The sequence below is a fragment of the Maridesulfovibrio sp. genome (genome assembly GCF_963666665.1).
Taxonomy (GTDB): Bacteria; Desulfobacterota; Desulfovibrionia; order Desulfovibrionales; family Desulfovibrionaceae; genus Maridesulfovibrio.
In genome coordinates this window covers 3,380,317-3,406,925 of the sequence record NZ_OY762999.1, presented here as the reverse complement: position 1 = coordinate 3,406,925, position 26,609 = coordinate 3,380,317, and the positions used below count along the sequence as shown (strand labels likewise).

The 26,609-nt window shown below is 47.7% G+C and carries 28 protein-coding genes; 21 read left to right on the top strand and 7 right to left on the bottom strand.

Annotated features, from left to right (window positions below; genetic code table 11):
• Positions 1-148: 148 nt before the first annotated feature.
• The 12 genes from ACKU40_RS15705 to fliQ all read left to right on the top strand — a co-directional run bounded on the left by ACKU40_RS15705 (position 149) and on the right by fliQ (position 10,126).
• Positions 149-442, top strand: coding sequence for an Hpt domain-containing protein (locus tag ACKU40_RS15705; protein WP_320173731.1), 294 nt, complete (start codon positions 149-151; stop codon positions 440-442).
• A 123-nt stretch (positions 443-565) separates the two neighbouring features.
• Positions 566-2,968 (top strand): type I DNA topoisomerase, encoded by a 2,403-nt coding sequence (topA, locus tag ACKU40_RS15700; RefSeq protein WP_320173730.1) that lies wholly within the window; start codon positions 566-568, stop codon positions 2,966-2,968.
• A gap of 331 nt (positions 2,969-3,299) precedes the next feature.
• Entirely contained in the window at positions 3,300-4,214 is a 915-nt protein-coding gene (gene era / locus ACKU40_RS15695; RefSeq protein ID WP_320173729.1) for a GTPase Era, read from the top strand.
• A gap of 103 nt (positions 4,215-4,317) precedes the next feature.
• Positions 4,318-5,022 (top strand): YggS family pyridoxal phosphate-dependent enzyme, encoded by a 705-nt coding sequence (locus tag ACKU40_RS15690; RefSeq protein WP_320173728.1) that lies wholly within the window; start codon positions 4,318-4,320, stop codon positions 5,020-5,022.
• Between the two features lie 27 nt (positions 5,023-5,049).
• Positions 5,050-5,811, top strand: a complete 762-nt coding sequence (locus ACKU40_RS15685; protein WP_015853672.1) for a motility protein A — start codon at positions 5,050-5,052, stop codon at positions 5,809-5,811.
• A 36-nt stretch (positions 5,812-5,847) separates the two neighbouring features.
• On the top strand, positions 5,848-6,678 hold the full coding sequence (locus tag ACKU40_RS15680) for a flagellar motor protein MotB (RefSeq protein WP_320173727.1): 831 nt from the start codon (positions 5,848-5,850) through the stop codon (positions 6,676-6,678).
• A 9-nt stretch (positions 6,679-6,687) separates the two neighbouring features.
• Positions 6,688-7,416 carry an OmpA family protein gene (locus tag ACKU40_RS15675; protein ID WP_320173726.1) on the top strand — a complete coding sequence of 243 codons (729 nt, stop codon included), beginning with the start codon at positions 6,688-6,690 and terminating at the stop codon, positions 7,414-7,416.
• A gap of 29 nt (positions 7,417-7,445) precedes the next feature.
• Positions 7,446-7,946, top strand: coding sequence for a flagellar basal body-associated FliL family protein (fliL, locus tag ACKU40_RS15670; RefSeq protein ID WP_320173725.1), 501 nt, complete (start codon positions 7,446-7,448; stop codon positions 7,944-7,946).
• Positions 7,947-8,042: 96 nt separating this feature from the next.
• Positions 8,043-8,732: a flagellar motor switch protein FliN gene (fliN, locus tag ACKU40_RS15665; RefSeq protein ID WP_320173724.1), complete on the top strand. Its 690-nt coding sequence runs from the start codon at positions 8,043-8,045 to the stop codon at positions 8,730-8,732.
• Positions 8,725-9,090 carry a flagellar biosynthetic protein FliO gene (gene fliO / locus ACKU40_RS15660; protein WP_320173723.1) on the top strand — a complete coding sequence of 122 codons (366 nt, stop codon included), beginning with the start codon at positions 8,725-8,727 and terminating at the stop codon, positions 9,088-9,090. Before fliN ends, fliO begins: the two co-directional genes overlap by 8 nt.
• Positions 9,023-9,814 carry a flagellar type III secretion system pore protein FliP gene (gene fliP / locus ACKU40_RS15655; protein ID WP_320173722.1) on the top strand — a complete coding sequence of 264 codons (792 nt, stop codon included), beginning with the start codon at positions 9,023-9,025 and terminating at the stop codon, positions 9,812-9,814. The genes fliO and fliP overlap by 68 nt, the downstream gene beginning before the upstream one ends.
• Before the next feature lie 42 nt (positions 9,815-9,856).
• Positions 9,857-10,126: a flagellar biosynthesis protein FliQ gene (gene fliQ, locus ACKU40_RS15650; protein ID WP_015853679.1), complete on the top strand. Its 270-nt coding sequence runs from the start codon at positions 9,857-9,859 to the stop codon at positions 10,124-10,126.
• Between the two features lie 98 nt (positions 10,127-10,224).
• On the opposite strand, the gene rlmB is transcribed toward fliQ, so the two are convergent.
• Positions 10,225-10,980, bottom strand: coding sequence for a 23S rRNA (guanosine(2251)-2'-O)-methyltransferase RlmB (rlmB, locus tag ACKU40_RS15645; protein WP_320173721.1), 756 nt, complete (start codon positions 10,978-10,980; stop codon positions 10,225-10,227).
• Between the two features lie 438 nt (positions 10,981-11,418).
• On the opposite strand from rlmB, the gene ACKU40_RS15640 reads away from it, so the two are divergent.
• Together ACKU40_RS15640 and ACKU40_RS15635 are read left to right on the top strand one after the other, a co-directional pair.
• Positions 11,419-13,041: a LysM peptidoglycan-binding domain-containing protein gene (locus ACKU40_RS15640; protein WP_320173720.1), complete on the top strand. Its 1,623-nt coding sequence runs from the start codon at positions 11,419-11,421 to the stop codon at positions 13,039-13,041.
• 149 nt (positions 13,042-13,190) lie between these two features.
• Positions 13,191-14,555: an NAD-dependent succinate-semialdehyde dehydrogenase gene (locus ACKU40_RS15635; protein WP_320173719.1), complete on the top strand. Its 1,365-nt coding sequence runs from the start codon at positions 13,191-13,193 to the stop codon at positions 14,553-14,555.
• Between the two features lie 168 nt (positions 14,556-14,723).
• On the opposite strand, the gene aroE is transcribed toward ACKU40_RS15635, so the two are convergent.
• The 6 genes from aroE to queA all read right to left on the bottom strand — a co-directional run bounded on the left by aroE (position 14,724) and on the right by queA (position 19,713).
• Entirely contained in the window at positions 14,724-15,542 is an 819-nt protein-coding gene (gene aroE, locus ACKU40_RS15630; RefSeq protein WP_320173718.1) for a shikimate dehydrogenase, read from the bottom strand.
• 300 nt (positions 15,543-15,842) lie between these two features.
• The gene (locus ACKU40_RS15625; RefSeq protein ID WP_320173717.1) at positions 15,843-16,385 is read right to left on the bottom strand and encodes a 2-oxoacid:acceptor oxidoreductase family protein; all 543 of its coding nucleotides are present in this window, start codon (positions 16,383-16,385) and stop codon (positions 15,843-15,845) included.
• Position 16,386: 1 nt separating this feature from the next.
• Positions 16,387-17,145: a thiamine pyrophosphate-dependent enzyme gene (locus tag ACKU40_RS15620; RefSeq protein ID WP_320173716.1), complete on the bottom strand. Its 759-nt coding sequence runs from the start codon at positions 17,143-17,145 to the stop codon at positions 16,387-16,389.
• Positions 17,146-17,147: 2 nt separating this feature from the next.
• A complete protein-coding gene (locus tag ACKU40_RS15615; RefSeq protein WP_320173715.1) occupies positions 17,148-18,215 on the bottom strand; it encodes a 3-methyl-2-oxobutanoate dehydrogenase subunit VorB in 1,068 nt (355 codons plus the stop codon).
• A gap of 1 nt (position 18,216) precedes the next feature.
• On the bottom strand, positions 18,217-18,447 hold the full coding sequence (locus ACKU40_RS15610; protein WP_320173714.1) for a 4Fe-4S binding protein: 231 nt from the start codon (positions 18,445-18,447) through the stop codon (positions 18,217-18,219).
• Between the two features lie 180 nt (positions 18,448-18,627).
• Positions 18,628-19,713, bottom strand: a complete 1,086-nt coding sequence (gene queA / locus ACKU40_RS15605) for a tRNA preQ1(34) S-adenosylmethionine ribosyltransferase-isomerase QueA (RefSeq protein WP_320173713.1) — start codon at positions 19,711-19,713, stop codon at positions 18,628-18,630.
• A 148-nt stretch (positions 19,714-19,861) separates the two neighbouring features.
• Here queA and ACKU40_RS15600 point away from each other — a divergent pair, with 148 nt between their 5' ends.
• The 7 genes from ACKU40_RS15600 to ACKU40_RS15570 all read left to right on the top strand — a co-directional run bounded on the left by ACKU40_RS15600 (position 19,862) and on the right by ACKU40_RS15570 (position 26,447).
• On the top strand, positions 19,862-20,539 hold the full coding sequence (locus tag ACKU40_RS15600; RefSeq protein ID WP_320173712.1) for a hypothetical protein: 678 nt from the start codon (positions 19,862-19,864) through the stop codon (positions 20,537-20,539).
• 168 nt (positions 20,540-20,707) lie between these two features.
• On the top strand, positions 20,708-21,199 hold the full coding sequence (locus ACKU40_RS15595; protein WP_320173711.1) for a hypothetical protein: 492 nt from the start codon (positions 20,708-20,710) through the stop codon (positions 21,197-21,199).
• Positions 21,199-22,410 (top strand): bifunctional phosphopantothenoylcysteine decarboxylase/phosphopantothenate--cysteine ligase CoaBC, encoded by a 1,212-nt coding sequence (gene coaBC, locus ACKU40_RS15590; protein WP_320173710.1) that lies wholly within the window; start codon positions 21,199-21,201, stop codon positions 22,408-22,410. Before ACKU40_RS15595 ends, coaBC begins: the two co-directional genes overlap by 1 nt.
• Entirely contained in the window at positions 22,386-23,192 is an 807-nt protein-coding gene (locus ACKU40_RS15585) for a hypothetical protein (RefSeq protein WP_320173709.1), read from the top strand. The genes coaBC and ACKU40_RS15585 overlap by 25 nt, the downstream gene beginning before the upstream one ends.
• Positions 23,193-23,317: 125 nt before the next feature.
• On the top strand, positions 23,318-24,628 hold the full coding sequence (locus ACKU40_RS15580) for a nodulation protein NfeD (RefSeq protein WP_320173708.1): 1,311 nt from the start codon (positions 23,318-23,320) through the stop codon (positions 24,626-24,628).
• A gap of 26 nt (positions 24,629-24,654) precedes the next feature.
• Positions 24,655-25,437: a slipin family protein gene (locus ACKU40_RS15575; RefSeq protein ID WP_320173707.1), complete on the top strand. Its 783-nt coding sequence runs from the start codon at positions 24,655-24,657 to the stop codon at positions 25,435-25,437.
• 2 nt (positions 25,438-25,439) lie between these two features.
• Positions 25,440-26,447: an NAD-dependent epimerase gene (locus ACKU40_RS15570; protein ID WP_320173706.1), complete on the top strand. Its 1,008-nt coding sequence runs from the start codon at positions 25,440-25,442 to the stop codon at positions 26,445-26,447.
• Positions 26,448-26,609: the final 162 nt, after the last annotated feature.

Here is a 26,609-nt window from a genome sequence, read left to right as displayed (position 1 = left end):
TGACAAAAGCCCGCACTACGCGGGCTTTTTTATTGATGTCTCCGACGGCTGTGGAGGGTAATATTTTAATAAGCTTCGCTCTTTCAAATAAAGACTTGAATAAAATTTGAAATTAGACGTAAGTTTTTAAAATAACGGAGGCATAGATATGGCTACACTTGACGAAAAGATTGCTGAGCTTAATAAGAGGTATGCTGCCGCTTTGGGTGGACGGGTTGCTGAGCTGGAAGGCTATTTAAAAGGATATGAAAGCAGCGGCTCTTTCAGTGATCTGGAAAAGCTGTACAAGAATGCCCATGCTGTAGCAGGTTCGGCTCGAACATTCGGACTGCCGGAAGTTACGGTCAAGGCCAAGGAATTTGAATTGGCTGCTCGTGATGGTGTTGATACAGAAATTTTACATAAAAAATTATCGGCGTTGAAAGATTGCATTTCTTCCTGATTATTTAAGGGTTTAAAAATAATATTTAACTGCTGTGCATATGGATTCCGAATGGTGAAATCCCTGTTTCGGTGTTTTTTTATGGTTGCATAGTGTTCTCTTGGTGGTTATAGGCTGCAAACTATGAGCAAAGATTTGATTGTTGTTGAGTCCCCGGCAAAGGTGAAGACTATCAGTAAGTTTCTTGGCAAGAACTATCAGGTTGCTGCGTCCGTTGGTCACGTGCGCGACCTGCCCAAGAACAAGCTTGGCGTCGAAGAAAATGGTGATTTCACCCCCCAGTATCAGGTCATTCCCGGAAAAGAGGATGTGGTCAATAAGCTTAAGAAGGCAGCGGCTAAGGCCGATCATGTCTTCCTCGCACCTGACCCCGACCGCGAAGGGGAGGCTATCGGCTGGCACGTGGCTGCCATTATCAAGGAAGTGAACGAGAACGTCAGCCGTATCCAGTTCAACGAAATTACTGCAAGGGCAGTTAAAGAAGCCCTTGAACATCCGCAGCCGCTCAATGAACAGCTTTTTGATTCCCAGCAGGCCCGTCGTATTCTGGACCGTCTGGTGGGTTATAAAATTTCTCCCATCCTTTGGAAAAAGGTGAAAAGGGGCATTTCCGCAGGGCGTGTACAGTCTGTTGCGCTCAAGCTCGTAGTGGAGCGTGAAAAAGCCCGTCGTGCTTTCATCCCTGAAGAATATTGGCTCTTCAAGGCTCATTTGGAAGGCAAGAACCCGCCTCCTTTTATAGCCGACCTCTGGAAAGTGGACGGTAAAAAGGCTGAAATCGGTTCTGCTGATGAAGCCGAATCCCTGCAGGTCAGCATAAAAGGTGCTCCTTTCAAGATTATTGATCTTACCGAAAAGGAACGTAAGCGCAGCCCGTTGCCGCCTTATATCACCTCTACTTTGCAGCAGGATGCCAACCGCAGGCTCGGTTATTCCGCAAAGCGGACCATGACTCTTGCGCAGCGCCTCTACGAAGGTGTCGAGCTCGGCGAAAAGGGAACCACCGCACTGATTACCTATATGCGTACTGACTCCGTGCGTATTGCGGATGAAGCGCGTGATACCGCCAAGAAGGTTATTCTAGAAAAGTTCGGGGATGATTTCTATCCGGCCAAACCGTGGGTCTACAAATCCAAGGGCGGTGCTCAGGATGCTCACGAAGCAATCCGTCCGGTTGATGCAACCATTCTGCCCGAAGACGTAAAACCTTATCTGCCTGCGGATCAGTTTAAGGTCTACAAGCTTATCTGGAGCCGTTTCATTGCTTCTCAGATGGCTGCTGCTCGTTTCTGGGATACTGTAGTTACTATTGAGGCCAAGAACACCATCTGGCGTTCCAAAGGTGAAAGACTGCTTTTCCCCGGCTTCATGCGCGTTACCGGTAAGACCGGAGATGAAAAGCTTATTGAGCTGCCCAAGCTTGAAAAAGGTGAAGTGCTTAAAGTCGATAAGATCGAGAGCGAACAGAAGTTCACCCAGCCTCCGGCCCGTTATTCTGAAGCTTCTCTTGTGCGTGAACTGGAAGAGAAGGGAATCGGTCGTCCGTCTACCTACGCTTCAATTATTTCCACCATTCAGGATCGCGGTTACGTGAATCTGGAGGAAAAGAAATTTGTTCCCACTGAACTCGGTTTCGTAGTCAGTGATCAGCTTTCAGAGCATTTTAAGGAGCTCATGGATGTAGGTTTCACTGCTGCTATGGAAAAGCAGCTTGATGATGTTGCCGACGGCAAGATCGAGTGGACCTCTCTTATGAAAGATTTCGTGGACGGGTTTTATCCCACCCTTGAAATCGCCGCCAAGGAAATGAAACGTGGTGGTGAGGATACCGGGATTACCTGTGATAAATGCGATTCTCCCATGGTTATTAAGTTCGGACGGACCGGAGAATTCCTCGGTTGTTCCAACTATCCGGAATGCAAAAATATCGTCAACTTCACCCGCGATGAGAAAGGCAAGATCGTCGTTCTTGAAGAAGAGCCGCCGGAAGAAACCGGTGTTACTTGTGAAAAGTGCGGCAGTGCAATGGCGATCAAGCGTTCCAATCGCGGTGAATTCCTTGGTTGCACCGGTTATCCTGATTGCCGCAACATCAAGAATTTTGAGCGTGACGATGAGGGTAAGGTCAAGGTTGTGGAAACTCCCACGGCCCAGATTATCGGTAAATGTCCTGATTGTGATGATGGCGATCTGATAATCAAGCATGCCCGCACCGGCAGCCGCTTCATTGCCTGCTCCAATTACCCGGACTGCAAGCACGCCAAACCTTTCTCCACCGGGGTTAAATGTCCACGTGAAGGATGTAAGGGCGAGCTTGTGGAAAAAAGCTCCCGTCGCGGAAAACTTTTTTATTCCTGCGACCAGTATCCTGATTGCGATTATGCGGTCTGGTATCCGCCCATCGACGGTCCATGTCCCAAATGCGGACATCCTGTGCTGGTCAAAAAGACCACCCGTGCGAAGGGTGAACATATCGCCTGCCCCGAAAAAGGTTGCGGCTATGTTCAGGGTGAAGAAGAAGGTTAGATTTGATAAGTATTTGGTTTCACGTGAAACTAGAATTTTTGTAGAAAAAATCTAGTTAAGTGTTAGATCAACAAAGACCTTTCCAGATAGAATTTGGAAAGGTCTTTTAGCGTTTAGTCAGCCCGTTTCAGGAACGCTGTTTTTTGAAATTGGCTTAGTATCCATTTTTCGTGTATTTTGCTCTCGGCGGTTGCTTGGATTCGTTTATTTGTATGTTTCTCCAAACACCGTAGCGACAGCTTATTAAAAGGTTTTGGGATTCTTAAACCCTTTTGCAAAAGGGTTTAAGCCGCCGGAGGCCTAAAAGGCACATTTTAACGAGGTAAAGAAAATGTCTGAATATAAATTTGGCTGGGTTGCTTTGATCGGCCCGCCCAACGCTGGTAAGTCCACTCTTATGAACCACTATCTGGGCCAGAAGGTGGCAATTGTATCACCTAAACCCCAGACCACACGTAACCGTATCAGCGGTATTCTGAGCGATGAAAATTCACAGGTTGTCTTTCTGGACACCCCCGGCATCCACCGCATGCGCGGCAAGATGAACCGTTTTCTGCTCGATTCAGCCTGGGAAGCTCTGGGCAACGCGGATGCCATTGTGGTTCTTTTCGATGCGGCTCTTTACGCTGCTAAACCGCACCTGATGGAACAGGAACTGGCTCCGGTTGTTAAACCCGTGAACCAGTCTCGCAAAAAGCTGTTTGTGGCAGTTAACAAGGTTGATAAGGTCAAGGATAAAGCCCTGTTACTTCCGGTAATGGAAAAGGCGCAGGAACTTTGGCCTGACGCTGAGTTCATTCCTGTTTCTGCTTTGAAGGGCGATGGGGCGGATGTGTTGCTGGAAAAGGTCATTGAAACCCTGCCTGAAGGTCCGCCCATGTTCCCGGAAGATCAGGTTTCCACTGTACCCATGCGTTTCATGGCCGCTGAGACCGTTCGTGAAAAGCTTTTCATGAGCCTACAGCAGGAACTTCCTTACTCCACTGCGGTTGAGATTGAATTCTGGACCGAGGAACCTGATCGTAATCTAGTTAATATCGGAGCCATCATCTACACCACCAAAAAGAATCATAAAGGCATGATCATTGGTAAGGGTGGACAGAATCTGAAGAAAATCGGTACTCAGGCCAGACGCGAACTGGAAGATATGCTTGAGATGAAAGTTATGCTTGAACTCTGGGTTAAGGTGCGTGAAGGCTGGACTGAAGACGTCGGTTTCCTGCGCTCCCTTGGACTCGGTGAGTAGTCGATTCTGTGAAATCTTGTCCTTTTGTTTTCTTTTTATTAAAGAAATTTATATAATCAACCGAATTTTACTGTATGCCGTTGCATAAAATGGCAGTGTGACGATGAGTAACAGGGAAAAAGAACTTATTGAAAATATTTCAGAGGTTAAGGAAGAAGTCGCTCAGGCCTGCCTCAGGGCCGGGCGAAAACCTGAAGATGTGACCGTTATGGCGGTCTCCAAGCTTCACGCCGCCTCTGATATTGAGTTTTTGTACAAAGCTGGACACCGCTGTTTCGGGGAATCCTATGTGCAGGAAGCCCTTTCCAAGCAGGAAGAGCTGTCCGGTCTGGATATAGACTGGCATTTTATTGGCGGTCTGCAATCCAAGAAGGCCAAGCAGGTAGCCGGGAAGTTCAGTGCCATACACAGTGTGGACAGCTCCAAGCTTGCTGGACTGCTGAACAAAAAAGCTGAGGATTTGGATGTTGTTCAGAATATCCTCATTCAGGTGAATACCGCTTGTGAGGATCAGAAGTGCGGAGTGACTGAAGAGACACTCCCTGCTTTGGTTGAAGAGATCCAAGGCTATAAAAACCTTAAGCTGACCGGACTTATGGCCCTGCCGCCATTTTTCGGAGATTCGGAAGGGGCAAGGCCTTATTTTGCAAGGCTGCGTATGCTTTCCGAAGGTATGGAAAAGCTTTTCGGAATCAAGCTGCCGGAACTTTCCATGGGTATGACCGGGGATTTCCGGGTCGCTATTGAGGAAGGTTCCACCATGATCAGGGTAGGGACCAAGATTTTCGGCACCAGACCGGGATACTAAACTTTAAAACACCCACAGGCGGACTGAATGGATCTGGGTACAGTTATAGGAATAGTTCTCTCTTTCGGGCTTGTTCTTTCGGCTATTCTGGTCGGAAGTTCGCTGGCTATTTTTATTTCCGTGCCCTCCGTGCTGATTGTTATCGGCGGGACCATCGGAGCTTCGCTTGTTAACTATCCCATGGGCCATGTGCTTGGAGTAGTAGGGGTAATCAAAAAGACCTTTTTTTCCAGTCTTGAATCCCCGGGTGAGATTATCGATAAGTTTATGGATTTCGCTAACCGCGCCCGCCGCGAAGGTATCCTTTCCCTTGAACCTGCCTTGAAATCCATTGAAGACGATTTTCTGCGCAAAGGGCTGCAGCTTACAGTTGACGGCCTTGAGCCGCAGGTTATTCAGGAAATTCTGGAGACTGAAATCCAGTACCTTGAGAACCGGCATGAAACCGGAGCTGAAATTCTCAAAGTTTTCGCTGACTTTGCTCCGGCCATGGGTATGATCGGTACGGTTATCGGTCTGGTACAGATGCTTCAGACCATGAGTGACCCAAGTACCATTGGTCCTGCAATGGCTGTTGCGCTGCTGACTACACTTTACGGCGCGATTCTGGCCAACCTTGTTTTCACGCCTATGTCGGGTAAGCTCAAGACCCGCAGCAAGGAGGAAATCCTTCTCCGGGAAATGGTTATGGAAGGCATTATCTCAATTTCCAAAGGTGAAAACCCCAAAATTATCGAGGAGAAGCTGAATAGCTTCCTGCCTCCAAAAATACGTAAGATTACGGATTAACCGGCGTAACGGACTGATACGGTTACCGGGGGATAAATGGGTAGGAAGAAGAAGCCGCCTGATCCGGAGGGCCAGCCTTTATGGCTGATTACCTTCAGTGACCTCATGACCCTGATGCTCACCTTTTTTGTACTACTGGTGAGTATGTCAGTTGTTGATGAACGCCGTAAGCTTGTGGTTCTTGGTTCAATTATCGGTACTTTCGGTTTTGGAACCAAGGGTTATGATGTTCTTTCCGACACTCAGTCCCGCAAGACTGTTCAGATCGGTCCTATGGAGTTGCAGGAGGGCCTTGAGCCTATCAAGCCTTTGCTCTGGGAATTTGCGGAAGAAGATTTGCGTTTTGAATCAAATCGGTTTGTGCATATTCTTTCCATCGGGGCCGATGTCCTCTTCACTCCGGACAGTACCAATATTTCACTTGAAGGTACACGCATCCTCGATACTGTTCTTCCTGTTTTGAAAAATGTTAAGCATCCTATCCTCGTTGCCGGGCATACTTCTATCCTGCGCGATGAATTGGGTGAGGATTACCGGGTGGAAGACCGGGATCTGACTCCTGATATTTCTTGGAAGCTTTCGTTGAACAGGTCACTTGCTGTTTATAATTACCTGATCCGCAATGGCATGAATCCGGAGATGATTAAGATGGAGGCTTTCGGTAAATTCAGGCCCCGCCATCCCAACTCAACTCCTGAAGGGCGCAAGATGAACCGCAGGGTAGATCTTGTTCTTGATACTCGTAGCTCGGCTGTTTCCAAGGAAATTAAGGAGTATCAGCCTCCGCGTAAGGAAGAGGATAAATTCAAGTTTGATGATTTTGTCTTCCCCATCGGTGATGCCGAAAAACCGCCTAAAGGCCAGTGAGAGTGATTCATGGGTCGTGATAAAGTAAAAAAGCCACCGGATCCGGGCGGGGGATGGCTGGTAACCTTCTCAGATTTGGTTACCCTGCTTTTGACTTTTTTTGTGCTCTTGCTAAGTATGGCTTCAATGGACCAGAGTTTTATCACTCGGGTTACCATTATGCCTGCGGAACTCGGTTTCCTGGATAAGAGAGGTTCAGGGCGGGTGACAGCCAAGGTGAAGCTGGTCAGTGAATTTCTTGAGCGACCTTGGGAAGTTCTGGAAAAACAGAATCGTATCAAGGATTTGCTTTTTCCGGATGATGTTTTGCCGCCGGACATGGATCGGGCCACTCTTGATGAGAACCTGAAGGTTCTTGCAAGACCTGAAGGTGTGGCGTTGGTGCTGACGGATAAGCTCATGTTTCCCCTTGGGAAGTCTGAACTTGACGAGAGGGCAAAAATACTGCTTTACCAATTGGTTCCGGTACTTGATTATCTTGGTTCTGCTGATGTTAATATTGCCGGATATACTGATGATGTGGGTGGCATGAGGCCGTCTAACTTTCGGTTATCTGGGGAGCGGGCCATGGCCGTGCTTACATATTTTGTGGAGCAGGGTATAATGAATGACAGGTTGACAGTTTCCGCTTGCGGGCCGACTTTTCCGTTGTACAGCAACACGACGCCGGAAGGACGAGCCCAGAACAGGCGGGTTGAAATATTGATAAAGACGACTCCCCCAATGGGGGGCTATTAGCTCAGTAAAAATACATAAGAGGGTGCATCATGGCAGATGAAGGTCAGGAACCGAAAAAGAAAGGCGGAATGCTGAAGTGGATAATTCTTATCCTGCTTCTTGCTATACTTGGTGGCGGTGGTTTTTTCGCCTACAAGAAATTTTTTGCCGCCCAGCCTGAAGATGCTGTGGAAGAACCTAAGGATAATCAGGCTGCCGAGGGCGAAGATCCGGGAACACTTCCCGGTGACGGTTTTACCGTAACCCTGCCTACTTTTGTTGTTAACCTTGCTGACCCTCTCGGGCGTAGATATCTTAAGCTCGGGATTGATGTTGAGGTTGTAAGCGAAGAGGCCGTGGCGGAGCTTTCCAAAAAAGAACCTATGGTCAAGGATACGCTTATCCTGCTGCTTTCCAGCAAGACCTATCAGGACCTTTCGACAATGGAGAGCAAGATTCTGCTGAAAAAGGAAATTGTGGACCGGCTGAACCAGATTCTGGGCGGCTCTAAGGTTTTACAGGTATATTTTACGGATATGGTTATCCAGTAGCACGGTTTTTGCTTAACCCCTTGATGATGTGTCGATTTTATGTCGTCAGGACTGTTTTTACGGGATAGCCAATGAATAATCCGGAGGTAGGCTGCAATGATGTCAGATGATCTTGATCAGGATAAACTAGCGCAGGAGTGGGCGGACGCACTCACTGACGATTCCGCAGGTGGTGACCCTCTGGGCGGTGATCCCGGTGACGGTAATGATGAGGCTTTAGCCGATGAGTGGGCTGCCGCGCTGGCTGAACAGGATGATACCGGAGTCACTGATGATGAGGCCCTTGCCAATGAATGGGCTGCTGCTCTTGGCGAGCAGGGTGATGAAGGTGGCGGCGATTTGGATCTCGGCGGCGGTGGCGGCGGAGATGATGCCCTTGCTGATGAATGGGCTGCTGCTCTTGCTGAAGACACCGGCGATGACATCCGCAAGGAAAAGGAACAGGAATTTCTGCGTACCCAGACCCGGGATGCTGATTTCAAAGACCTGACCAATGAAGCTAAGAATCCGCGTCATGACGGTTCAAGGCGTGACCTTGATTTTATCCTCGATATTCCGCTGGATGTTTCCGCTGAACTTGGCCGGGCCAAGATGCTCATCAACGAGCTTCTGCAATTGGGAACCGGTTCTGTAGTTGAATTGACCAAGCTGGCCGGGGAACCTCTTGAAATTTATGTTAACGGTAAATTGGTAGCCCGTGGCGAAGCTGTTGTTATTAACGAGAAATTCGGTATCAGGCTGACTGATATCATCAGCCCCATTGAACGGGTGAAGCACCTTGCCTAACGCAACGGCCACCGCATTTATTGCACCTGAGTCCGGGCTTGGGTCTGTGCTCAAGATGTCGGCAGCGCTTTTTTTTATTCTGGCAATGCTGCTGCTGGCGTATTATTTCTTGCGCCGCTTGAATATCGGGGGATCTTTTCCCGGTGCCAGAAAAGGTGTGCTGGAAATTGTGGACCGGCTTCCGCTGAGTCCGCGCCAGAATATTACTGTGGTCAGGTATCGCGACCGGGAAATCGTGGTCGGTGTTACTCAGGATAATATTACTCTGCTCCAAGCAAGGGATGAAGGGCATGCAAAGATTGATTCCGACTTTGCCGGATATCTTGAAAAAGAACGTTCCGGCTCTTCTGACTCTTAGCGCAATTTTTCTGCTGCTGATTCCGGCAGCAGCTTTTGCACAGGAGACAGTACCTACACTTACGCTCAATCTTGCTGCCGGACAGGAAGAACCGGAGCAGGTAGCCAAGCTGTTGGAAATCCTGTTCCTGCTCACTGTTCTGGGCATGGCTCCGTCTATTCTGCTGACCATGACTTCCTTTACTCGGATCATCATTGTCTTTCATTTTTTGCGCCAGGCCATGGGAACGCAGCAGATGCCTCCCAACCAGATTCTGGCCTCACTTGCCATCTTCATGACCGTGGTCATCATGATGCCTACCGGAAAGGCTATCAATGATTCAGCTCTTCAGCCTTACCTCAACGAGGAAATCGGTTTTAACGAGGCTATTGACCGCGCTCAGGTTCCTATCCGCACATTTCTGTTTAAGCATACCAGAGAGAAAGACCTCTCCATTTTTTATTCCATTACCGGGGAAAAACGGCCGGAAACCAAAGAGGACGTCAATACTATGCTCCTCATTGCGGCCTACACCATCAGTGAGTTGAAGACCGGGTTTACCATCGGCTTTCTGATTTATGTGCCGTTCCTGATCCTCGATATGGTTATCGCCAGTATCCTGCTGGCTATGGGTATGATGATGCTGCCCCCGGCAATGGTTTCGTTGCCGTTTAAAATTTTACTGTTTATCATGGTTGACGGCTGGTCGCTTTTGACAGGATCCATCGTTAACACGTTCCAGTGACCCGGGCAGTAGTGCGTCTTTTTTACGCGGAGGCATAAAAAAATGACCCCTGAATTTGTTATCGGATTTGCTAAGCAATCAATTGAACTGGCACTGACGCTGGCTCTGCCCATGCTTATGGTCGGGCTTGTTGTGGGTATTTTTGTATCCGTAATTCAGGCGGCTACCCAGATTCAGGAAATGACCCTGACCTTTGTTCCGAAGATTGTTTCCATGTTTTTGGCACTGCTTTTCGCCTTTCCGTGGATTATGGATAAAATGATTGATTTTACACGCAATATTTTTCTAAATCTGCCCAATTATATCAAATAGAGATTTTCAATATTATTTCTAAAGAATCGCGCCCTGAAGAAATGCTTTTCTTCAGGGCGCTTACTTTATGTCTTTCCGGGCAGAAAATAATGACTGATTTAGCCTAAACGTCTGGCAAATTCACTGATCAGCATGGCTCCTGCCTGTGCGACGTTCAGTGAATCGAAGTCCCGGCGGAAGGGGATGTGGATAAGTTTCTGGCAACGTTTTTCCACATTGAAGCGGATTCCTTTTTCCTCATTGCCGAGGACAAGGATAGCCGGGGTGTGGATTTCAGCTGTGTAGGCGGATGAAGAGTCATCGGCCAATCCTGCTCCGTAAACATTGATCCCCATTTCGATGGCTTTGTCGAGAGCTTGGGAAATGTTGTTTACCCGTGCCACCGGAAGTTTGTTCAATGCCCCCGCACTCGCTTTAATTGCTGCCGGTCCGAGGAATGCACCGCCGTGCTTGGCAGTTGCAATTCCGGCTCCGCCCAGTGCGTAGAGTGATCGGGCCAATACTCCCACGTTGCCGGGGTCTTGAACTTGATCAAGGACTACAAGCAGGGGCAGCGGGGCATCAGCAAGATTCTCCAGTATATCGTCGTAGTCGGCAAAGGGCAGCGCTGCTACACGGGCAATTATTCCCTGATGGTTACCGGAAAATATACGTCCCAGTTCTGCTTTGTCGGCAATTTTGTATTTGATGCCGTGTTTTTTACAACGCTGGATAGTGCGCTCGAAATTTTTGTCCTGACGCCCTTTTTGCAGGTAAAGCAGGTCAATCCTCTCTGGAGAGTCTAAAAGCAGCTCCTGGACCGGTTTACGGCCCGCTATGATGGTATTGTCGTCTTCTCTGGTCGTTTTTTTCATGCAAGATCTACCTTTTTATTTGAAATCTAAAAATCTGCTCGGGGTGCGGATTTTTTGAATCTGATTCTTTTTAAATATGATCTGAAATCTTCTTACTTTCAGATTTCATAATTGGCTAATTAAAATACTTTGTTACGGTGAATACGATTTTCATTATTTTAACACCGGACCCGTTCAGTGTACTGCCAAAATTGGCTGAAACCCTTGCGCCCGAACGGTTTGGGCAATCTATACCTTTCGTTTTACTATTGCAAACCCTCGCAGTTTAGTATAGCTCTACATATGTTTGAACAACTCAATTTTTTGCACTGAAAAGCTTGTATTTTTAAACTCTTGAGCTTTTTTTTAAGTGCCTAACCGGTTAAAATTTATAGTATTTCTAGATAAATTATGGATAAAATCAATACGTTTGACGTCCACAGTGACAAGGAGTCGAAAATGCTGAAATCGTTTCGGTTAATCGCACTTCTGGCTTTATTTGCTTTTTTTGCCGGGTGTTCTGCCAAGAACGCTCAGGTTGATGAGGCTGCAATTGATGCCCAGACAGCGGCTGCGCTGAAAAGTGAAGCCTCAGTTGAAACTGAAGTTGCCGATTCCGGGATTGAGCCTCTTGATCCTGAACTTGAAGCTGCACCGCAGGAAGCTGAAACGCTGACCCCTGAGGAAGAAAAAGTTCTTCAGTCCAACAACGGTATCTACTTCAACCTTGATGAGCACGACACCAAGGAAGTGCAGCAGTACTTCGGTTTCTTTACACATAAAGCGCGCAAGACTTTTGATCGCTGGCTGCAACGTTCCGAGCCTTTCCTGCCCTATGTGCGTCAGGTGCTTTCCGAGAATGACATGCCTCAGGATCTGGCCATGCTGCCCTTTGCTGAGAGCGGATACAATGCATGGGCTTACTCCCGTGCCGGTGCTGCAGGTATGTGGCAGTTCATGCCTTTTACAGGTCGCAAATTCGGATTGCGCGTGGACTGGTGGGTTGATGAACGCCGTGATCCATACAAATCCACTCAGGCAGCTGTAAAGTATCTAAATGTTCTGCATGATATGTTCGGTGACTGGTATCTGGCTCTTGCAGCTTACAATGCAGGTGAAGGTAAGATCGGCCGGGCCTTGAAAAAGACCGGTTCCAAAGATTTCTTCGACCTGACCAAGAACAACCACAAGCTCAGCAGAAGAGCGAGACTGCGCACTGAAACCAAGAACTACGTTCCTAAATTTATCGCTATCTCCAAGATTTTCAAAAACCTTGATGAACTCGGTTTTACCAATATCAATTGGGAAAACGGTATTCAGTTTGAGACTGTAAAGGTTCCCGGTGGAACCGACCTGCTGGCCCTTGCCAAAGCCTGCGGCATGAAATGGAGCGAGTTCCATAAACTCAACCCCCATTTCCGCAGACAGGTCAGCCCGCCCAATGCAGTTATCAATGCTTATCTGCCTGAAAGGGTCATGGCTGATGCTGCCGATTATCTTGAATCCCCAAATTCACGTCCTTTTGCAGGCTATAAACGCTACAAAATTCGTAAAGGTGATTCCTGGTATCGCATTGCCCGCCGTTACGGTGTTCCCGTGGCTGTGCTTAAGTCAGTGAATAACCACAAGTCCAACCTGATCAAGCCCGGCAGTTACATTATGATTCCGGGTAAAGGTTCATCTGCAGCAGTTTACGCAACCAATACCAGCAAAACCCGTCGTACAGCTCAGAGCAGGGCCAACTATCGCGTTCGTCAGGGTGACACTCTGTGGGATATCGCCAGTCGCTACAGTGTGAGTGTAACTACTCTCAAGCGTGCCAACGGTCTCTATTCTTCCAAGCTCAAGATCGGACAGAAGCTTTACATTCCCGATAACAACGCCAGCAGCTCAGCACGTTCTGTTGCCAAGGCTGAGAATGTGAAACAGCAGTTGGTTAAATATCAGGTACGTCGCGGTGATAACCTCTGGAAAATCGCCCGCCGTTTCGGAGTGAAAGTCTCTTCACTCATGGAATGGAACAGCCTGAATTCAAAATCAATTCTTCGTCCCGGTGACAAAATCAAGGTTTATGTCCAATAAATCTACTTGTCTTAAAGACAAAATAAAGGCGGTTTCCCAAGGGTTGCCGCCTTTTTCTTTTGTCCCTTTCTTGTTAAGTAGCCTTTCCACGCATTAATCATATTCAGATCTCATTTGAGAAAAATAATATAAAATAAGGTATTGCCCCGATGGCTATTCTGAGTACCAACCCCATGACCGGAAAGGTCGAAAAAAGTTTTGATGAATATAGCTCCGCTGAAACTTCTTCCATTTTAAATTCCGTTGCGGATGCTTATTCAACTTGGAAATTGAGTTCCCTTGATCTGCGTGCGGATTGCCTGCGTAATTTGGCTGCGCTTCTTCGTGAACGCGCAGACCATTTTGCAGCACTTATGGCTGCTGAAATGGGTAAGCCGCTCAAGTCGGGCAGGGCAGAAGTGCTTAAGTCCGCAACTGTCTGCGATTTTTATGCTGATAACGGTGCTTCTATGCTCGCAAGCGAGCCGAAGACTGTGGACGGTATGAAGTGTTATGTAGACTATGCCCCAATGGGAACAGTGCTGGCTGTTATGCCGTGGAACTATCCCGTCTGGCAGGTTCTGCGTATTGCCGTACCTACACTTATGGCCGGGAATACCATGGTTTTGAAGCATGCTTCAAATGTTCCCCAGTGCGCATTGGCACTTGATGAACTTTTCCGTGAATCCATTTTCCCTGAAAACGTGTTTCGGACCCTGCTTATCGGGGCCGGACAGGTTGAAAACGTTCTTAAACATAATTCAATAGTCGGTGTTTGTCTGACGGGCAGCGAGGGTGCAGGGCGCAAAGTTGCTGCTGCAGCCGGGGCACAGCTTAAGAAGAGTGTTATGGAACTGGGCGGAAGTGATGCCTTTGTAGTTCTTGCTGATGCTGATCTTGGTAAAGCTTCAGCCATCGGTGCCGAGTCCCGTTGTTCCAATGCCGGACAGGCCTGCATTGCCGCCAAGCGTTTCATTGTCCACAATGATGTGTACGATGATTTCGTCGGTAAGCTGAAAGACCATATGGAATCAGTGCCTATGGGCGATCCTCTGGATGAGAGTACTGTCATGGGGCCCATGGCTTCACACCAGTTCCGCAATGATCTGCAAGTGCAGGTCGATGCATGCCTCAAAGCTGGAGGCAAGCTTGTAACCGGAGGCAAAATTCCTGAAGGCGAAGGTGCTTTTTATCCTTCGACAATCATCACTGATGTTCCTTTTGACAGTACTGCTGGACGTGATGAAATCTTCGGACCTGTAGCTCTTGTTTTCCGTGCTGAGAGCGAAGAGCAGGCCATGGAAATGGCCAATGACAGTGCATTCGGACTCGGCGGTTCCGTATGGACCCGCGATGAGGAAAAAGGGCTTAAGCTCGCACGTCAGATCGAGGCTGGTTTGGTCTATCTTAATGGTCGGGTAAGCAGTCGTCCTCCGCTTCCTTTCGGAGGGGTTAAGAATTCAGGTTACGGTCGCGAGCTTTCTACTTACGGGATTCGTGAGTTTGTGAATGTTAAGTCTGTTTGTATTGGGTAGCTATACGACATCTTTCCGAGGGCCAGTGCCTTTCTCTATATCCGTAGGACTTAAGCAGGAAGTTCTTGCCTAACGGCTATAGATAAGAAACCCCTGAAAAGGTTTCTTTGGACTCTTTCAAACTTTTTTATCAAGGATTCGCCTCTTCGTATGGAGAGGCGAAGTTTTTTATAAATTTTCAAGCAGTAGACTACGCGCTTTCTTCTCATCCAGCTTAATTCCGGTCCATAATCTGAACTGTTCCAGACCCTGATGAACGAACATCTCAATTCCGTGGATTACTGTGCATCCTTTGGCTTTAGCTTCCCTGATAAATATAGTTTCCATGGGATTGTAGACAAGGTCGAAGACGATGGTGTTCGTGTCCTGATTATCCATGATCATAGGGTTGATCTCTTCAAATTTTCCGGACATGCCAAGTGAGGTTGAATTCACGATAAGATCGAAGTGTTGATCTCCGCGAGCGTCCCAATCAAGATCTGATATTTTGAATTCAGCAGCGAGATCCTCCGCTTTGGACTTAGTTCGGTTTGTGATGAAAATTTCCTTGATGCCCAATGACTGAAGTCCCGTGATCGCAGCACGAGCGGCACCGCCAGCTCCGATCAATAGAGCTTTTCTTACCTGATCAGAATAAGGACGCAGCGGTTCAGATACTCCTGCGGCATCAGTATTGTCTCCCACTATTTTATCACCGTCCCAATACAGGGTATTCACTGCTCCGACAGACTTTGCACGTTTGGTTAGCTGATCAATGTAGTCCATTACGGAAAGCTTGTGCGGAATGGTTACGCTGGCACCTGAAATAGGCAGATTTCTGAAAGTCTGCATGAAACTTTCAACTTTCTCAGGTTCAGTGGGCCAAGCCATGTAAACTGCCGAAATTTTGTGCTCTGCAAAGCCCCAATTATGCAAAAGAGGACTCATTGTATGACCGAGAGGGTGTCCAATTATTCCAAAAAGCTTTTCAGGTTTGAATACTTCCATATTTAGCTCCTGAAGACGTTTGTGGTCTTTCGTAATGTCAGGATCGTTTTTTTTAAATAACATGCTAATATTAAATGATAAAATTAAGGAAAATTTTTAAAGGCAGGAGTTTGTATTTGGGCAATATAAATACAAGGTGTATTTATCATCACCAAGCACGTTTTGTTAACCTACACGGCGAAGCCTTATTAAAAAGTTTTTAAGCCGCCGGAGGCAAAATCTGTTTTATCAAATAGCGCGAAGCGCATCAAAAAGAAATGCCCCCAACGAGAATTCGCAGGGGGCATTTAAAGTTCGTACTTAGATAGCTTCAGCGCCTGCTTTGAGGGCTTCAGCGTTTTTGGGGATGAGATGGTGGTAGTGAGCTGAGATCACGTTTTCGAGGGAGTCAATGACTGCCTGTATATCCATGATTCCGGTTGCCTTGATGAAGGCACCGAGTGCTACCATGTTTGCCAAGCGGGTATTGCCGAGTTTGTCAGCGATATCGTTGCAGGGCACCATGTAGGATTTAATGCGCTCGTTATCTACCAGCTCTGCGTCAATCAGAGAGGAGTTGACGATCTGGATACCGTCATCCATGAGCATGGGCTGGAATTTATCCAGAGAAGGACGGTTCATGATGATCAGGCTGTGCGGAGTACGGATGATGGGGGAACCGATTTCGTCGTCAGAAAGTACGACTGTGCAGTTCGCGGTACCGCCGCGCATTTCAGGGCCGTATACCGGAATGTAGGTTACATTCAGTCCGGCATTCATACCTGAGTATGCCAGCAGGTTACCGATGAGCATAACGCCCTGTCCGCCGAATCCGGCAATGATGCTGTCGAGGTATTTGCTCATCTTAGTCCTCCGCAGTTACGTCTTTAAATACACCCAGCGGGAAGTAGGGGATCATTTCATTTTCGATCCTTTCATTCGCCTGAATGGGAGTCATTCTCCAGTTGGTGGGGCAGGTGGAAAGCAGCTCGATAAAACCGAAGCCGAGTCCCTGCTGCTGCACTTCAAAAGCCTTTTTCATGGCTTTTTTGGCCTTGCGAATGTTCTTCACATTGTTCAGGGCCACTCGCGCGGCGTATGCAGTTCCACCGAGGGAGGCGATAATTTCCGCCATCTTGATGGGCATACCTTCTTTGGCCGGGTTACGTCCGGCAGGGGAGGTAGTGGTCTTCTGGCCTTCCATGGTGGTGGGGGCCATCTGTCCGCCGGTCATGCCGTAAACAGTGTTGTTCACGAAGATGATGGAGACTTTTTCACCACGGTTAGCGCAGTGCATAATTTCAGCCATACCGATGGATGCGAGGTCGCCGTCACCCTGATAGGAGAGGACGAACTTGTCACCGCGGGCGCGTTTTACGCCTGTAGCAACTGCCGGTGCGCGGCCGTGCGGAGCTTCCACGCTGTCCACGTTAAGGTAGTTGTAGAGGAATACGGAACAGCCGATGGAGGTGACCAGAAGGGTGTTCTCGGTCAGGCCCATTTCGCTGAGCAGTTCACCCGCAAGCCTGTGGGCAATACCGTGCTGGCAGCCGGGACAGTAGTGGGTGGGAACGTCAACAATAGCGTCAGCCTTGTCAAAGGCGAGAATTTCTTGTTCGCTCATATCTATTTCCCTCCAAGGCTTTTGAGGATGGGCTCCTCGAAGTCGTCGGGGGTAGGCAGGTTTCCGGGCATGAAGCCGAAGAAATCACTGTCGGTAACGGTGCGGATGGAAAGGCGTACGTCTTCAACCATCTGACCGAGGTTATGTTCAATAGTCAGGAATTTCTTACCCTGCTTGGCAAGCTTGTTCAGCTCTTCGGAAGGGAAGGGGTAGAGGGTGATGGGACGGAACAGGCCGACTTTATGACCCTGTGCGCGCAGCTTGCGTACTGTGCTCTTTACGATACGTCCGATGGAACCGTAGGCAACTACGATGAGTTCGGCATCTTCAGTTTCGAAGAGTTCCTGCTTGGTGTATTTTGCCATGTCGTCATACTTGGCCTGCAGTGCCATGTTGTGACCTGCAAGGGAACCCTCGGTGAGGAACAGGGACTTGATGATACGGTGATCACGGCCCTTGGCGCCTTCAATGCGCCATTCGGTTCCTTCTTCAGCGTTCCTTTCTTCGGGAGTCCAAGTTACGACGGGCTCTTTCATCTGACCTACGATGGCGTCACCGAGGATCATGACCGGGTTGCGGTATTTGAAAGCGAGGTCGAAAGCTTCGATAACCAGATCGTAGCACTCTTGGCAGGTACCGGGAGCGAGAACGAGAGTACGGTAGTCACCGTGTCCTCCGCCTTTGGTTGCCTGAAAATAGTCACCCTGACTGGGACCGATATCACCGAGTCCCGGTCCGCCACGGTTCATGTTGACGATGACCGCTGGAAGCTGGCTACCTGCGAGGTAGGAGATGGCTTCCTGTTTGAGGGATACACCCGGACTGGATGAAGATGTCATGCAACGTTGACCGGCAGCAGATGCACCGATGAGCATGTTTGCAGCGGCAACTTCACTTTCTGCCTGAACGAATTCTCCGCCGACTTTCGGCAGTTCAGCGGACATGTATTCCGGAATATCGTTCTGGGGGGTGATAGGGTAACCGAAATAGCATTTGAGTCCGGCTGCAATCGCGCCGCGGGAGATAGCCTCGTTGCCTTTGATGAAAAGCTTTTCGCCATTCTTAGCCATACTATTCTCCTTTGGCCTTTTGGGTTCTGTATACCCGGATAGCGATATCCGGACAGATCAGCGCACAGGAAGTACATCCGGTACACTTTTCCATATCCTCAGCCGCGACTTCAGCAACTTTGTAACCGTGCTGGTTGAATCGGTCGGATTGCCTTATGATTTCCTTCGGACAGACGGTGGTACAGAGCAGACAGCCCTTGCACCGTTCATCCAAAAATTCTACTCGTGACATCCTAAACTCCTGTTACCGTGGACAGAAAAGCCCGTTATATCAACGGGCTGGGACCAATAGAGTCTTATTTGCTTGTAGGCAGCACATCGTGAAAATGTGACTGTTGAGAAACAAGGTATAATTATTTGCGTTCAGGTGCAAATTTTTCCGTAAAAACTACGGCAAACCGTTATTCGTACCTTATTTTATATACATTGAATCGCCGTAGGAGAAGAATCTGAACCCGTTTTTTACAGCATCTGCATAGGCTTTCAGAATATTTTCCCTACCTGCAAGAGCGGAAATCATAATGACTAGGGATGATTCTGGCAAATGGAAATTGGTAATCATGCGGTCTACAACCTTGAATTCAAAGCCGGGGTAGATGAAAATATTGGTCTCTCCCTTGAATTCACAAATTTCCCCGGTCTGCTGGAAAGCACCTTCGAGCGTGCGGGCAGAGGTGGTGCCTACAGCGATTACCGGACGTCCTTCTTCTTTGGCTTTGATCACAGCTGCAGCGGTTTCTTCCGGTATTTCAATGTACTCATGGTGCATTTCATGATCACGGATATCTTCTGCCCGTACCGGACTGAAGGTTCCGTATCCTACATATAAGGTAACCTCGGCTCGCTCGATATTTTTGGCCTTGAGCTTTTCATTGATCTCTTCCGAGAAATGCAGTCCTGCAGTGGGCGCGGCTACTGATCCGGCTTTTTCATCGCATGCGTACAGGGTCTGGTAGCGGTCATTGTCGGTTTCATCTGCTGCACGGCGGATGTACGGGGGCAGGGGAATCTTGCCGCATTCTTCGAAAATCTTTTTCAGATTTCCGGTCCATTCAAGTTCAACTTCGGAAAGGCCGAATTTGCCCTTGCCTAGAACTTTGAGTTTCAAGCCGCCTTCAAATAAAATTTTATCGCCGGGTTTGGGGCCCTTTGATGCCCTGAGTAAGCCTCGGGCTTGTGCTTTAAATCCACCCGGTATTTCTTCGGCTTCGATGAGCGGCAGGGGGGTCAGCAGCAGAAATTCTACCCGTCCTCCGGTAGGTTTATTACCGAAGATACGCGCTGGGACAACTTTTGAGTTGTTGGCCACCAGCAGGGCGCCTTCGGGAAGCAGGTCTACAATGTCGGTAAAGTTTTTGATTTCGGTTTTACCGCTCTTTTGATCAAGGACCATGAGTTTGGAGCCGTGGCGCATTACTGCGGGACATTGTGCTATCTGTGCTTCCGGTAATTCAAAGTCGTAGCTTTTAAGGAAAAAGTCTTTTGTATTTATGTTCATTTTTTCAGTTTTCATTATTGATGATAATCTGGTAAGAATCTTTACAACAAACACCTTCAAGGTTTATGAATGCTGTGTTTGTTCTTTGATTGCCCAGTCAAACAACATTGTTTGATTGTCACGTTGATCACCAAATCCGGATTAATTTATGAAATGGTTGTCAGTAGCTGAAATATCCAAGATTACGATGATCCCCGCTCCTACAGCAAGACGCTATGCTTCGCTGTTCAAGGATTTTCTTTCCAGTAAAAAAATGGGCCGGGTGACCAAGTACCCGGAATCCGCTGTGGAAATCTTCAAGCGCATCGTCACATTATATAATGATGGGATGGTCACCACTGAAATTGAAGAGCAGCTCCGCTCTGAATTTCCACGTACTATTGAGATCAGCCCTTCTGAGCGTGGCTTGCCTGCGCAACCGGCCATGAATATTCAGGCTGAACTGAGCGGTGCCTTTGCCGAGATGATGGACAAGATGAGCAGGTCACTTGAAGTGATTGCCGACCAGAAGTCAATCATAGAAGAGCAGCGTGAAGATATTTATAAGCTCAAAAAAGCTTTTGTTCTTCTTGCCCGCAGCCAGAAAAAAATCAAGGCCTTGCCGCAGCTCGATATTAAATCCATTACCGAAGAATATGATGAACGGACTAATGCTTTGGAGCAGAAGGACGTAGAGCTTGAGTCTGCCACAAATGAATTAGCTCAGGAAAACACAGCCTTGAAGCATAAGCTTGAAGTTATGGAAGCCGAGCTAATCCGTTTGCGCAAGGATCGCCGGGAAATGGAAAATTATTTTATGGATAAGATCAAGCGCTTGAACGGTTGATTTTCCTGACTGCGGAATTGATTTTTTGTTCTCATGGCTGTAGAAAAAGTCTAGAAGATGCAGTGGTGATTTTTAATCAATGCTGCATTGTTTCGGTTTATAAATTATTGTCCAGCACAGCTGGTCTGAATTTCAATATGCGTCGGCATCAAAATCGGAGGATTAAATATGCGTACTTTAATTAAAATGCTTCTCGTGTCCATGATCTTTGTGGGACTGACCGGTTGTCTGGCCGGTACCAACAAAACTTCTGATGAACCCGTAGTTGCCACCGCCGGTGCAACTGAAAGTTTCGAAGAATTCGTACCTTACACTGAATTTGATGATATCGCAGTGCCCAACGAACTGAGCAGGGTACCTGATCAGTCCTATGTTGCAGAAGATCAGGCTTTTAAGTATGGAAAAATCGTTCTTAAGGGACGTGTTGAAAATCAGTCTCTTATTGATTTCTTTGTAAACCAGATGGCAAAGGACAATTGGACCAAAGAAAGATCCATTACCTCCACTGTTTCCACTCTTTCTTTCACCAAGCCTTACAAGAGCTGCACAGTGAGAATTTTTGACGGATCTTACAATACAGAAGTCGAAATCTACGCCGTTGAAATGAAGTCTGACTCCATGCCTTCTTCCGGCGGTATGCAGGAACAGAATATACAATAATGAATGAACATCTCAATTTTGACTGCTTTTTAGGAAAACGCATCCACCTCGGCGTCAGCGGTTCCATCGCAGCTTATAAGTCTCTGGACTTACTGCGAATGTTTCGTAAGGCCGGGATCGAAGTAAGTGTAACGCTCACTTCCGGTGCGCAGGAATTTATCAGGGGCCTCAGTTATGAGGCCCTTGGTGCTTTTAAGGTCTGGGAAAAGATGTTCCCGACCATGGATGACACCTTCGGCCACCTCGAACCCGGACAGGCCGCCGATGCCATGCTTGTTGCTCCGGCAACAGCTTCGGTTTTGGCTCGTATGGCCCACGGTTTAGCCGATGACATGCTTTCCTGTCAGGCTCTGGCTTTTAGCGGACCTAAGCTGGTGGCCCCTGCTATGAATCCGGCTATGTGGGACGCTCCGGCGACTCAGGATAATTGCCGTGTTCTCGCCGAAAGAGGGGTTGAATTCATCGGACCTGATTGCGGGGATGTTGCTTGCGGTGATTACGGAAGTGGTCGTCTTGCACCCCTCGAATCAATTTATGTTCATGGCTTACGCGCTGTTGCTCCTGATGATATGAGCGGTAAGCACGTGCTGATAACTCTTGGCCCTACCCGTGAAAAATGGGATGCTGTCCGTTTCTGGTCCAATCCTTCTTCCGGTCTGATGGGTGCCTGCATTGCTATGGCTGCATGGCTTCGCGGTGCCAAGGTTACTGTGGTTTCCGGTCCGGTGAACTGGTGGTTTCCTGAAGATATTAACGTGATCAAGGTTAATTCTGCTCAGCAGATGTTTGATGCTGCCACCGAAATCTGGCCCAGTTGCACCACAGGGTGCTTCACCGCTGCAGTTGCCGATTTCAAACCTATTCCTCACGGTGAGGGTAAGTTCAAGAAAGAGGGCAGCAGTGCATTGAAGGTTGATTTCGACACTAATCCGGACATCTTGAAGACTATCGGCAGCATGAAAAAGGATGATCAGCAATTGATAGGTTTTGCAGCCGAGACTTCCAATATTGAGGAAGCAGCAAAGGGCAAGCTTGAGCGCAAGAATCTGGACCTGATTGTTGCCAACCCCATCAACAAGCCCGGAGCCGGATTTGAGTCATCCACCAATTCAGTCTATGTTCTTGATAGGGCAGGGCGTTCCGAAGAATGGCCCGATCTCCCCAAAACCGAAGTAGCGTGGCGTATATGGGATCACCTTCTGCTGAATTAAATGTACTTGAAAGTGTCAGGCCGTGGTATCAAAACGGCCTGCAATATGTTTTCAAGGATGCACTGCCCGGTATCGAGGAACTCGAACAACCGAAGCGGCAGCGTCCGGTTGCGCCTCCACAACAGCGCCAGCAGGTTCAGAGCAGACCGCAGCAGTTCGGACAGCAGCTACCCGCTCAGCAACATAGAGCAGGGCAACATATCCCGGCACAGCAATCAGCTCCTCCTCAGCAACAGCAGCGCCCTTCCTTTGACCGGACACCTCCGGCTAAGCCTTCGCGTATGCCTGAACAGCGTAAAGCTCCGGCTCAGACTCCGGTTAGTTTCCCTGACCCGCAGTCTTGGCCGGCTCCCTGGTCAAATCTTGCTTCACGCATTTCTCCGCGTCTGCAGATTTTCTGGACCTACTCCCAGATGGGGCAGGATTTGTCCGGTCAGGCTGATGCAGCACGACGTAAGTTGTTTCAGTCATTGATCGGTTATATGGGGTTGCCTAAGGGCGCTATTTCTTTTTGGCCATGTACCGCATGGAACGGCAGTGAATTTGAAAACAAGGCGGACATTTTCTGGAAAGGTGTTGAGTCGTACGGTGTGAAGTTCGTGGCCTGTTTTGGCGATCAAACCCGGTCCATCATTGCCCCTGACGCCCCTTCATCTTCAGCGTCAGTTCATATCAATGGAGTACAGATGCTCATGCTTCAGGATCCTGACTTTCTCAAGATTATGCCTCCTGACGAGCAGCAATTGCTCTGCATATCTCTTTTGCGCTTGCCGCTGTTTTAGAATTCACTTCATTTTTAAAATTATGGACCCCGTCTTAATAAGGCGGGGTTTTCTTTTTCCATTGTTTATTTATTGCCCATGATTTGGCATTATGAATTATAAAAGCCTACTTCACGGGAGTCGTTATGAATGGTTTAAAGAAGCGTTCAGTTCTTATTTATTGCTCGATCATCATTACGATACTTTTTGTCTTTGCACGTGTGGATTCCTTGCATGCTAAAGAAATGAGTGTGCTTTTCCTTGAAATACAAGGTGCCATAAGTCCTGCTCAGGTTGATTTGCTTGAGGATGGACTTGAGCAAGCTGGTGATGACGATCATGATCTTATGTTGCTGAGGCTCGATACTCCGGGCGGTCTTGCTACATCCATGCGTGAGCTGGTTAAGATTATCATGAACAGCAAGATTCCGATTTGCGTTTGGGTAGGTCCTGAAGGTGCCCATGCTGCTTCGGCAGGAACTTTCATTACAGCAGCAGCTCAGGTTTCGGCTATGGCTCCCGGTACCTCCATTGGTGCTGCCAGTCCAGTTTCTTCTTCCGGAGATGAGCTTCCTGAAACAATGAGCAAGAAAATTACCGGGGACATGGTCAGTCTGATTAAAGGCATAGCGCGTAAGCGGGGACGTAACATTGAATGGTATGCGAAGTCTGTTCAAGATGGGGTCAGCGTGGATGCACAGGATGCAGTGACCCTGAATGTTGTCGATTTCATGGCTCTTTCAGTAGAAGATTTTCTTGAGCAGCTTGGTGCTAGGGGAGTGCTTATCGATGGACAGAAAGTTAAATTTTTCAAATCCGATGTAGCAGTTATAAAATATGATCCGGGATTTCGTTATGAAGTGCTTTCATGGCTTCTTGATCCACAGATTGCATATTTTCTTCTGCTTGGCGGGATACTAGGTTTGTTTTTTGAAATCGCTCATCCCGGAGCAATTCTTCCCGGAGTGCTAGGTGCCTTCTGCTTAGTAACGGGACTTTACGCCATGTCCGTCTTGCCTACTAATGCCGCCGGTTTACTTTTGCTCTTGTTAGGCGCGGTGCTTTTTCTGCTTGAAGTTTTTATTGTCAGTTATGGGTTGCTCAGCCTCGGTGCCGTGATCAGCCTGTTCGTCGGTTCGTTAGTTTTATTCAGTGAAGGAACTCCCGGAATACCGCTGGGCACTATTTTGGGGACTGTGGTTACTTTTGCCGCATTTGTCGGAGTAATTGTATATCTGGTAACCAAGGCTCAGATCTCCAGCTTAGGCGTGGGTATGGAAAGTATGATCGGTCTTGAAGGTGAGGTTCTTGAATTGAAAGGGGAGCTCATGAAAATTCGTGTGCGGGGTGAAATCTGGAATGCTGAGGCGTATGATAAAAGTTTTTTTGAGCCCGGAACAATGATCAAGGTTGTTGATTCTCGTGGTCTAACCCTGATTATTGTAAGAAAAAGCTGATCAACTCACATTTTTTGGAGGTTTATATGACATTTTTTATTCCTGTTATTCTATTGGTCGTTTTTTTTCTGATCACAGCCCTGAAGGTCCTGAACGAGTATGAACGAGGTGTGATTTTTAGATTGGGAAGAGTGATAAATGCTAAAGGTCCCGGACTGATAATCCTGATCCCGATTGTTGACCGTATGATTCGTGTGTCGCTAAGAATAATGACTCTGGATGTTCCCAATCAGGATGTTATCACCCGTGATAACGTAAGTATCAAGGTGAATGCGGTGGTTTATTTCAGGGTCATTGACCCGATCAAGGCTATTCTCGAAGTGGAGGATTTTATGTTTGCCACTTCTCAGCTTGCACAAACCACCTTGCGTAGCGTATGTGGAGGCGTTGAACTTGACGAGATACTTTCCCAACGCGAAAAAGTTAACAGCGAAATTCAGGAAATTCTGGATACCCATACTGATCCTTGGGGTATTAAAGTAAGTACTGTTGAGCTCAAATATATTGACCTGCCGCAGGAAATGCAAAGAGCCATGGCCAAGCAGGCGGAAGCCGAACGCGAGCGTCGGGCTAAGGTCATTAATGCACAGGGTGAGTTTCAGGCTGCAGACAAGCTGTCTAAGGCTGCAGAGATCATCTCTGCCCATCCTGAAGCATTGCAATTGAGATATTTGCAGACTTTGAGAGAGATGTCTGCTGAAGGAAAATCTTCCACCATAATTCCTCTTCCTCTTGATTTATTAAAAATATTGGCGCCGTTCACCGGCAGGGGAGAGGCAATGGATAAAAAAGACCAAGAGAGCGATTAATAATGAAAGTCCTTGTAACAGGAGCAGCCGGTTTTATCGGTTTTCACCTTTCCAAACGTCTTCTTGCTGAAGGCCACGAAGTTGTAGGCCTTGATATTCTTAATGATTACTATGATGTAAATGTTAAGAAAAACCGCCTCAAACAGATAGAGGATAACGACAAATTCACCTTCGCCTATATGGATATGGCTGATCGCGAAGCCATGGAAAAGCTGTTTGCTAAAGAGAAGTTTACCCACGTGGTCAACCTTGCAGCTCAGGCCGGTGTACGTTACTCCCTGATTAACCCGCAGGCTTACATCGATTCCAACGTTGTCGGCTTCATGAACATCCTCGAAGGCTGCCGTCATAATGGAGTGGAGCACCTTGTTTATGCTTCTTCCAGTTCCGTTTATGGTCTGAACACCAATATGCCTTTCAGCATTCATGATAACGTTGACCACCCCATCAGCATGTATGCAGCCACTAAGAAGTCTAATGAACTGATGGCACATTCCTACAGCCATCTTTTCAATATCCCCACCACCGGTCTTCGTTTCTTCACCGTATACGGCCCATGGGGCAGACCTGATATGGCTCTTTTTCTTTTCACTAAGGCTATTTTCGAAGACAAACCTATCAATGTGTTCAACCACGGTAAAATGCTTCGTGACTTCACATTTATAGATGACATCGTAGAAGGTGTGGTCAGGGTTATGAAGAATACCGCTGTCTCCAATCCTGATTGGTCCGGCGCTGCTCCTGATCCGGGAACAAGTCCTGCTCCTTTTCGTATCTACAATATCGGTAACAACCAGCCTACCGAACTGATGCGTTATATCGAAGTTCTTGAAGACTGCATTGGTAAGAAAGCTGAAAAGAACATGATGCCCTTGCAGGCTGGTGATGTTCCTTCCACTTATGCAAATGTGGATGATCTTGTTCGCGACGTTGATTTCAAACCTGAAACAACTGTTGAAGAAGGTATCGCAAAATTTGTTGAGTGGTACAGAGGTTACTACAACGTATAGTCTTTCGATCTATATCGTATTTTTAAGGCCGCTTTTTAGCGGCCTTTTTTTTGTGATGATCAAATAAATGTAATTTTTTTTAGTTAGCTGAAATGTTTTATCAATTCTCAGGTTAAAGGCGATAATAAGCTGATATTCCAATTTTAACGAATCATTTTTGCC

What these genes read in the sequence shown, in the direction of transcription:
- aroE (WP_320173718.1), bottom strand. Translation starts at nt 15,542, where the DNA reads ATGGAAGTATTCAAACCTGAAAAGCTTTTTGGAATAATTGGACACCCT.
- ACKU40_RS15620 (WP_320173716.1), bottom strand. Translation starts at nt 17,145, where the DNA reads ATGAGCGAACAAGAAATTCTCGCCTTTGACAAGGCTGACGCTATTGTT.
- ACKU40_RS15640 (WP_320173720.1), top strand. Translation starts at nt 11,419, where the DNA reads ATGCTGAAATCGTTTCGGTTAATCGCACTTCTGGCTTTATTTGCTTTT.
- era (WP_320173729.1), top strand. Translation starts at nt 3,300, where the DNA reads ATGTCTGAATATAAATTTGGCTGGGTTGCTTTGATCGGCCCGCCCAAC.
- ACKU40_RS15685 (WP_015853672.1), top strand. Translation starts at nt 5,050, where the DNA reads ATGGATCTGGGTACAGTTATAGGAATAGTTCTCTCTTTCGGGCTTGTT.
- ACKU40_RS15600 (WP_320173712.1), top strand. Translation starts at nt 19,862, where the DNA reads ATGAAATGGTTGTCAGTAGCTGAAATATCCAAGATTACGATGATCCCC.
- coaBC (WP_320173710.1), top strand. Translation starts at nt 21,199, where the DNA reads ATGAATGAACATCTCAATTTTGACTGCTTTTTAGGAAAACGCATCCAC.
- ACKU40_RS15680 (WP_320173727.1), top strand. Translation starts at nt 5,848, where the DNA reads ATGGGTAGGAAGAAGAAGCCGCCTGATCCGGAGGGCCAGCCTTTATGG.
- ACKU40_RS15690 (WP_320173728.1), top strand. Translation starts at nt 4,318, where the DNA reads ATGAGTAACAGGGAAAAAGAACTTATTGAAAATATTTCAGAGGTTAAG.
- rlmB (WP_320173721.1), bottom strand. Translation starts at nt 10,980, where the DNA reads ATGAAAAAAACGACCAGAGAAGACGACAATACCATCATAGCGGGCCGT.
- fliN (WP_320173724.1), top strand. Translation starts at nt 8,043, where the DNA reads ATGATGTCAGATGATCTTGATCAGGATAAACTAGCGCAGGAGTGGGCG.
- queA (WP_320173713.1), bottom strand. Translation starts at nt 19,713, where the DNA reads ATGAACATAAATACAAAAGACTTTTTCCTTAAAAGCTACGACTTTGAA.
- fliL (WP_320173725.1), top strand. Translation starts at nt 7,446, where the DNA reads ATGGCAGATGAAGGTCAGGAACCGAAAAAGAAAGGCGGAATGCTGAAG.
- ACKU40_RS15615 (WP_320173715.1), bottom strand. Translation starts at nt 18,215, where the DNA reads ATGGCTAAGAATGGCGAAAAGCTTTTCATCAAAGGCAACGAGGCTATC.
- ACKU40_RS15705 (WP_320173731.1), top strand. Translation starts at nt 149, where the DNA reads ATGGCTACACTTGACGAAAAGATTGCTGAGCTTAATAAGAGGTATGCT.
- ACKU40_RS15675 (WP_320173726.1), top strand. Translation starts at nt 6,688, where the DNA reads ATGGGTCGTGATAAAGTAAAAAAGCCACCGGATCCGGGCGGGGGATGG.
- topA (WP_320173730.1), top strand. Translation starts at nt 566, where the DNA reads ATGAGCAAAGATTTGATTGTTGTTGAGTCCCCGGCAAAGGTGAAGACT.
- ACKU40_RS15570 (WP_320173706.1), top strand. Translation starts at nt 25,440, where the DNA reads ATGAAAGTCCTTGTAACAGGAGCAGCCGGTTTTATCGGTTTTCACCTT.
- ACKU40_RS15635 (WP_320173719.1), top strand. Translation starts at nt 13,191, where the DNA reads ATGGCTATTCTGAGTACCAACCCCATGACCGGAAAGGTCGAAAAAAGT.
- ACKU40_RS15625 (WP_320173717.1), bottom strand. Translation starts at nt 16,385, where the DNA reads ATGAGCAAATACCTCGACAGCATCATTGCCGGATTCGGCGGACAGGGC.
- ACKU40_RS15580 (WP_320173708.1), top strand. Translation starts at nt 23,318, where the DNA reads ATGAATGGTTTAAAGAAGCGTTCAGTTCTTATTTATTGCTCGATCATC.
- fliQ (WP_015853679.1), top strand. Translation starts at nt 9,857, where the DNA reads ATGACCCCTGAATTTGTTATCGGATTTGCTAAGCAATCAATTGAACTG.
- ACKU40_RS15595 (WP_320173711.1), top strand. Translation starts at nt 20,708, where the DNA reads ATGCGTACTTTAATTAAAATGCTTCTCGTGTCCATGATCTTTGTGGGA.
- ACKU40_RS15585 (WP_320173709.1), top strand. Translation starts at nt 22,386, where the DNA reads ATGGGATCACCTTCTGCTGAATTAAATGTACTTGAAAGTGTCAGGCCG.
- ACKU40_RS15575 (WP_320173707.1), top strand. Translation starts at nt 24,655, where the DNA reads ATGACATTTTTTATTCCTGTTATTCTATTGGTCGTTTTTTTTCTGATC.
- fliP (WP_320173722.1), top strand. Translation starts at nt 9,023, where the DNA reads ATGCAAAGATTGATTCCGACTTTGCCGGATATCTTGAAAAAGAACGTT.
- ACKU40_RS15610 (WP_320173714.1), bottom strand. Translation starts at nt 18,447, where the DNA reads ATGTCACGAGTAGAATTTTTGGATGAACGGTGCAAGGGCTGTCTGCTC.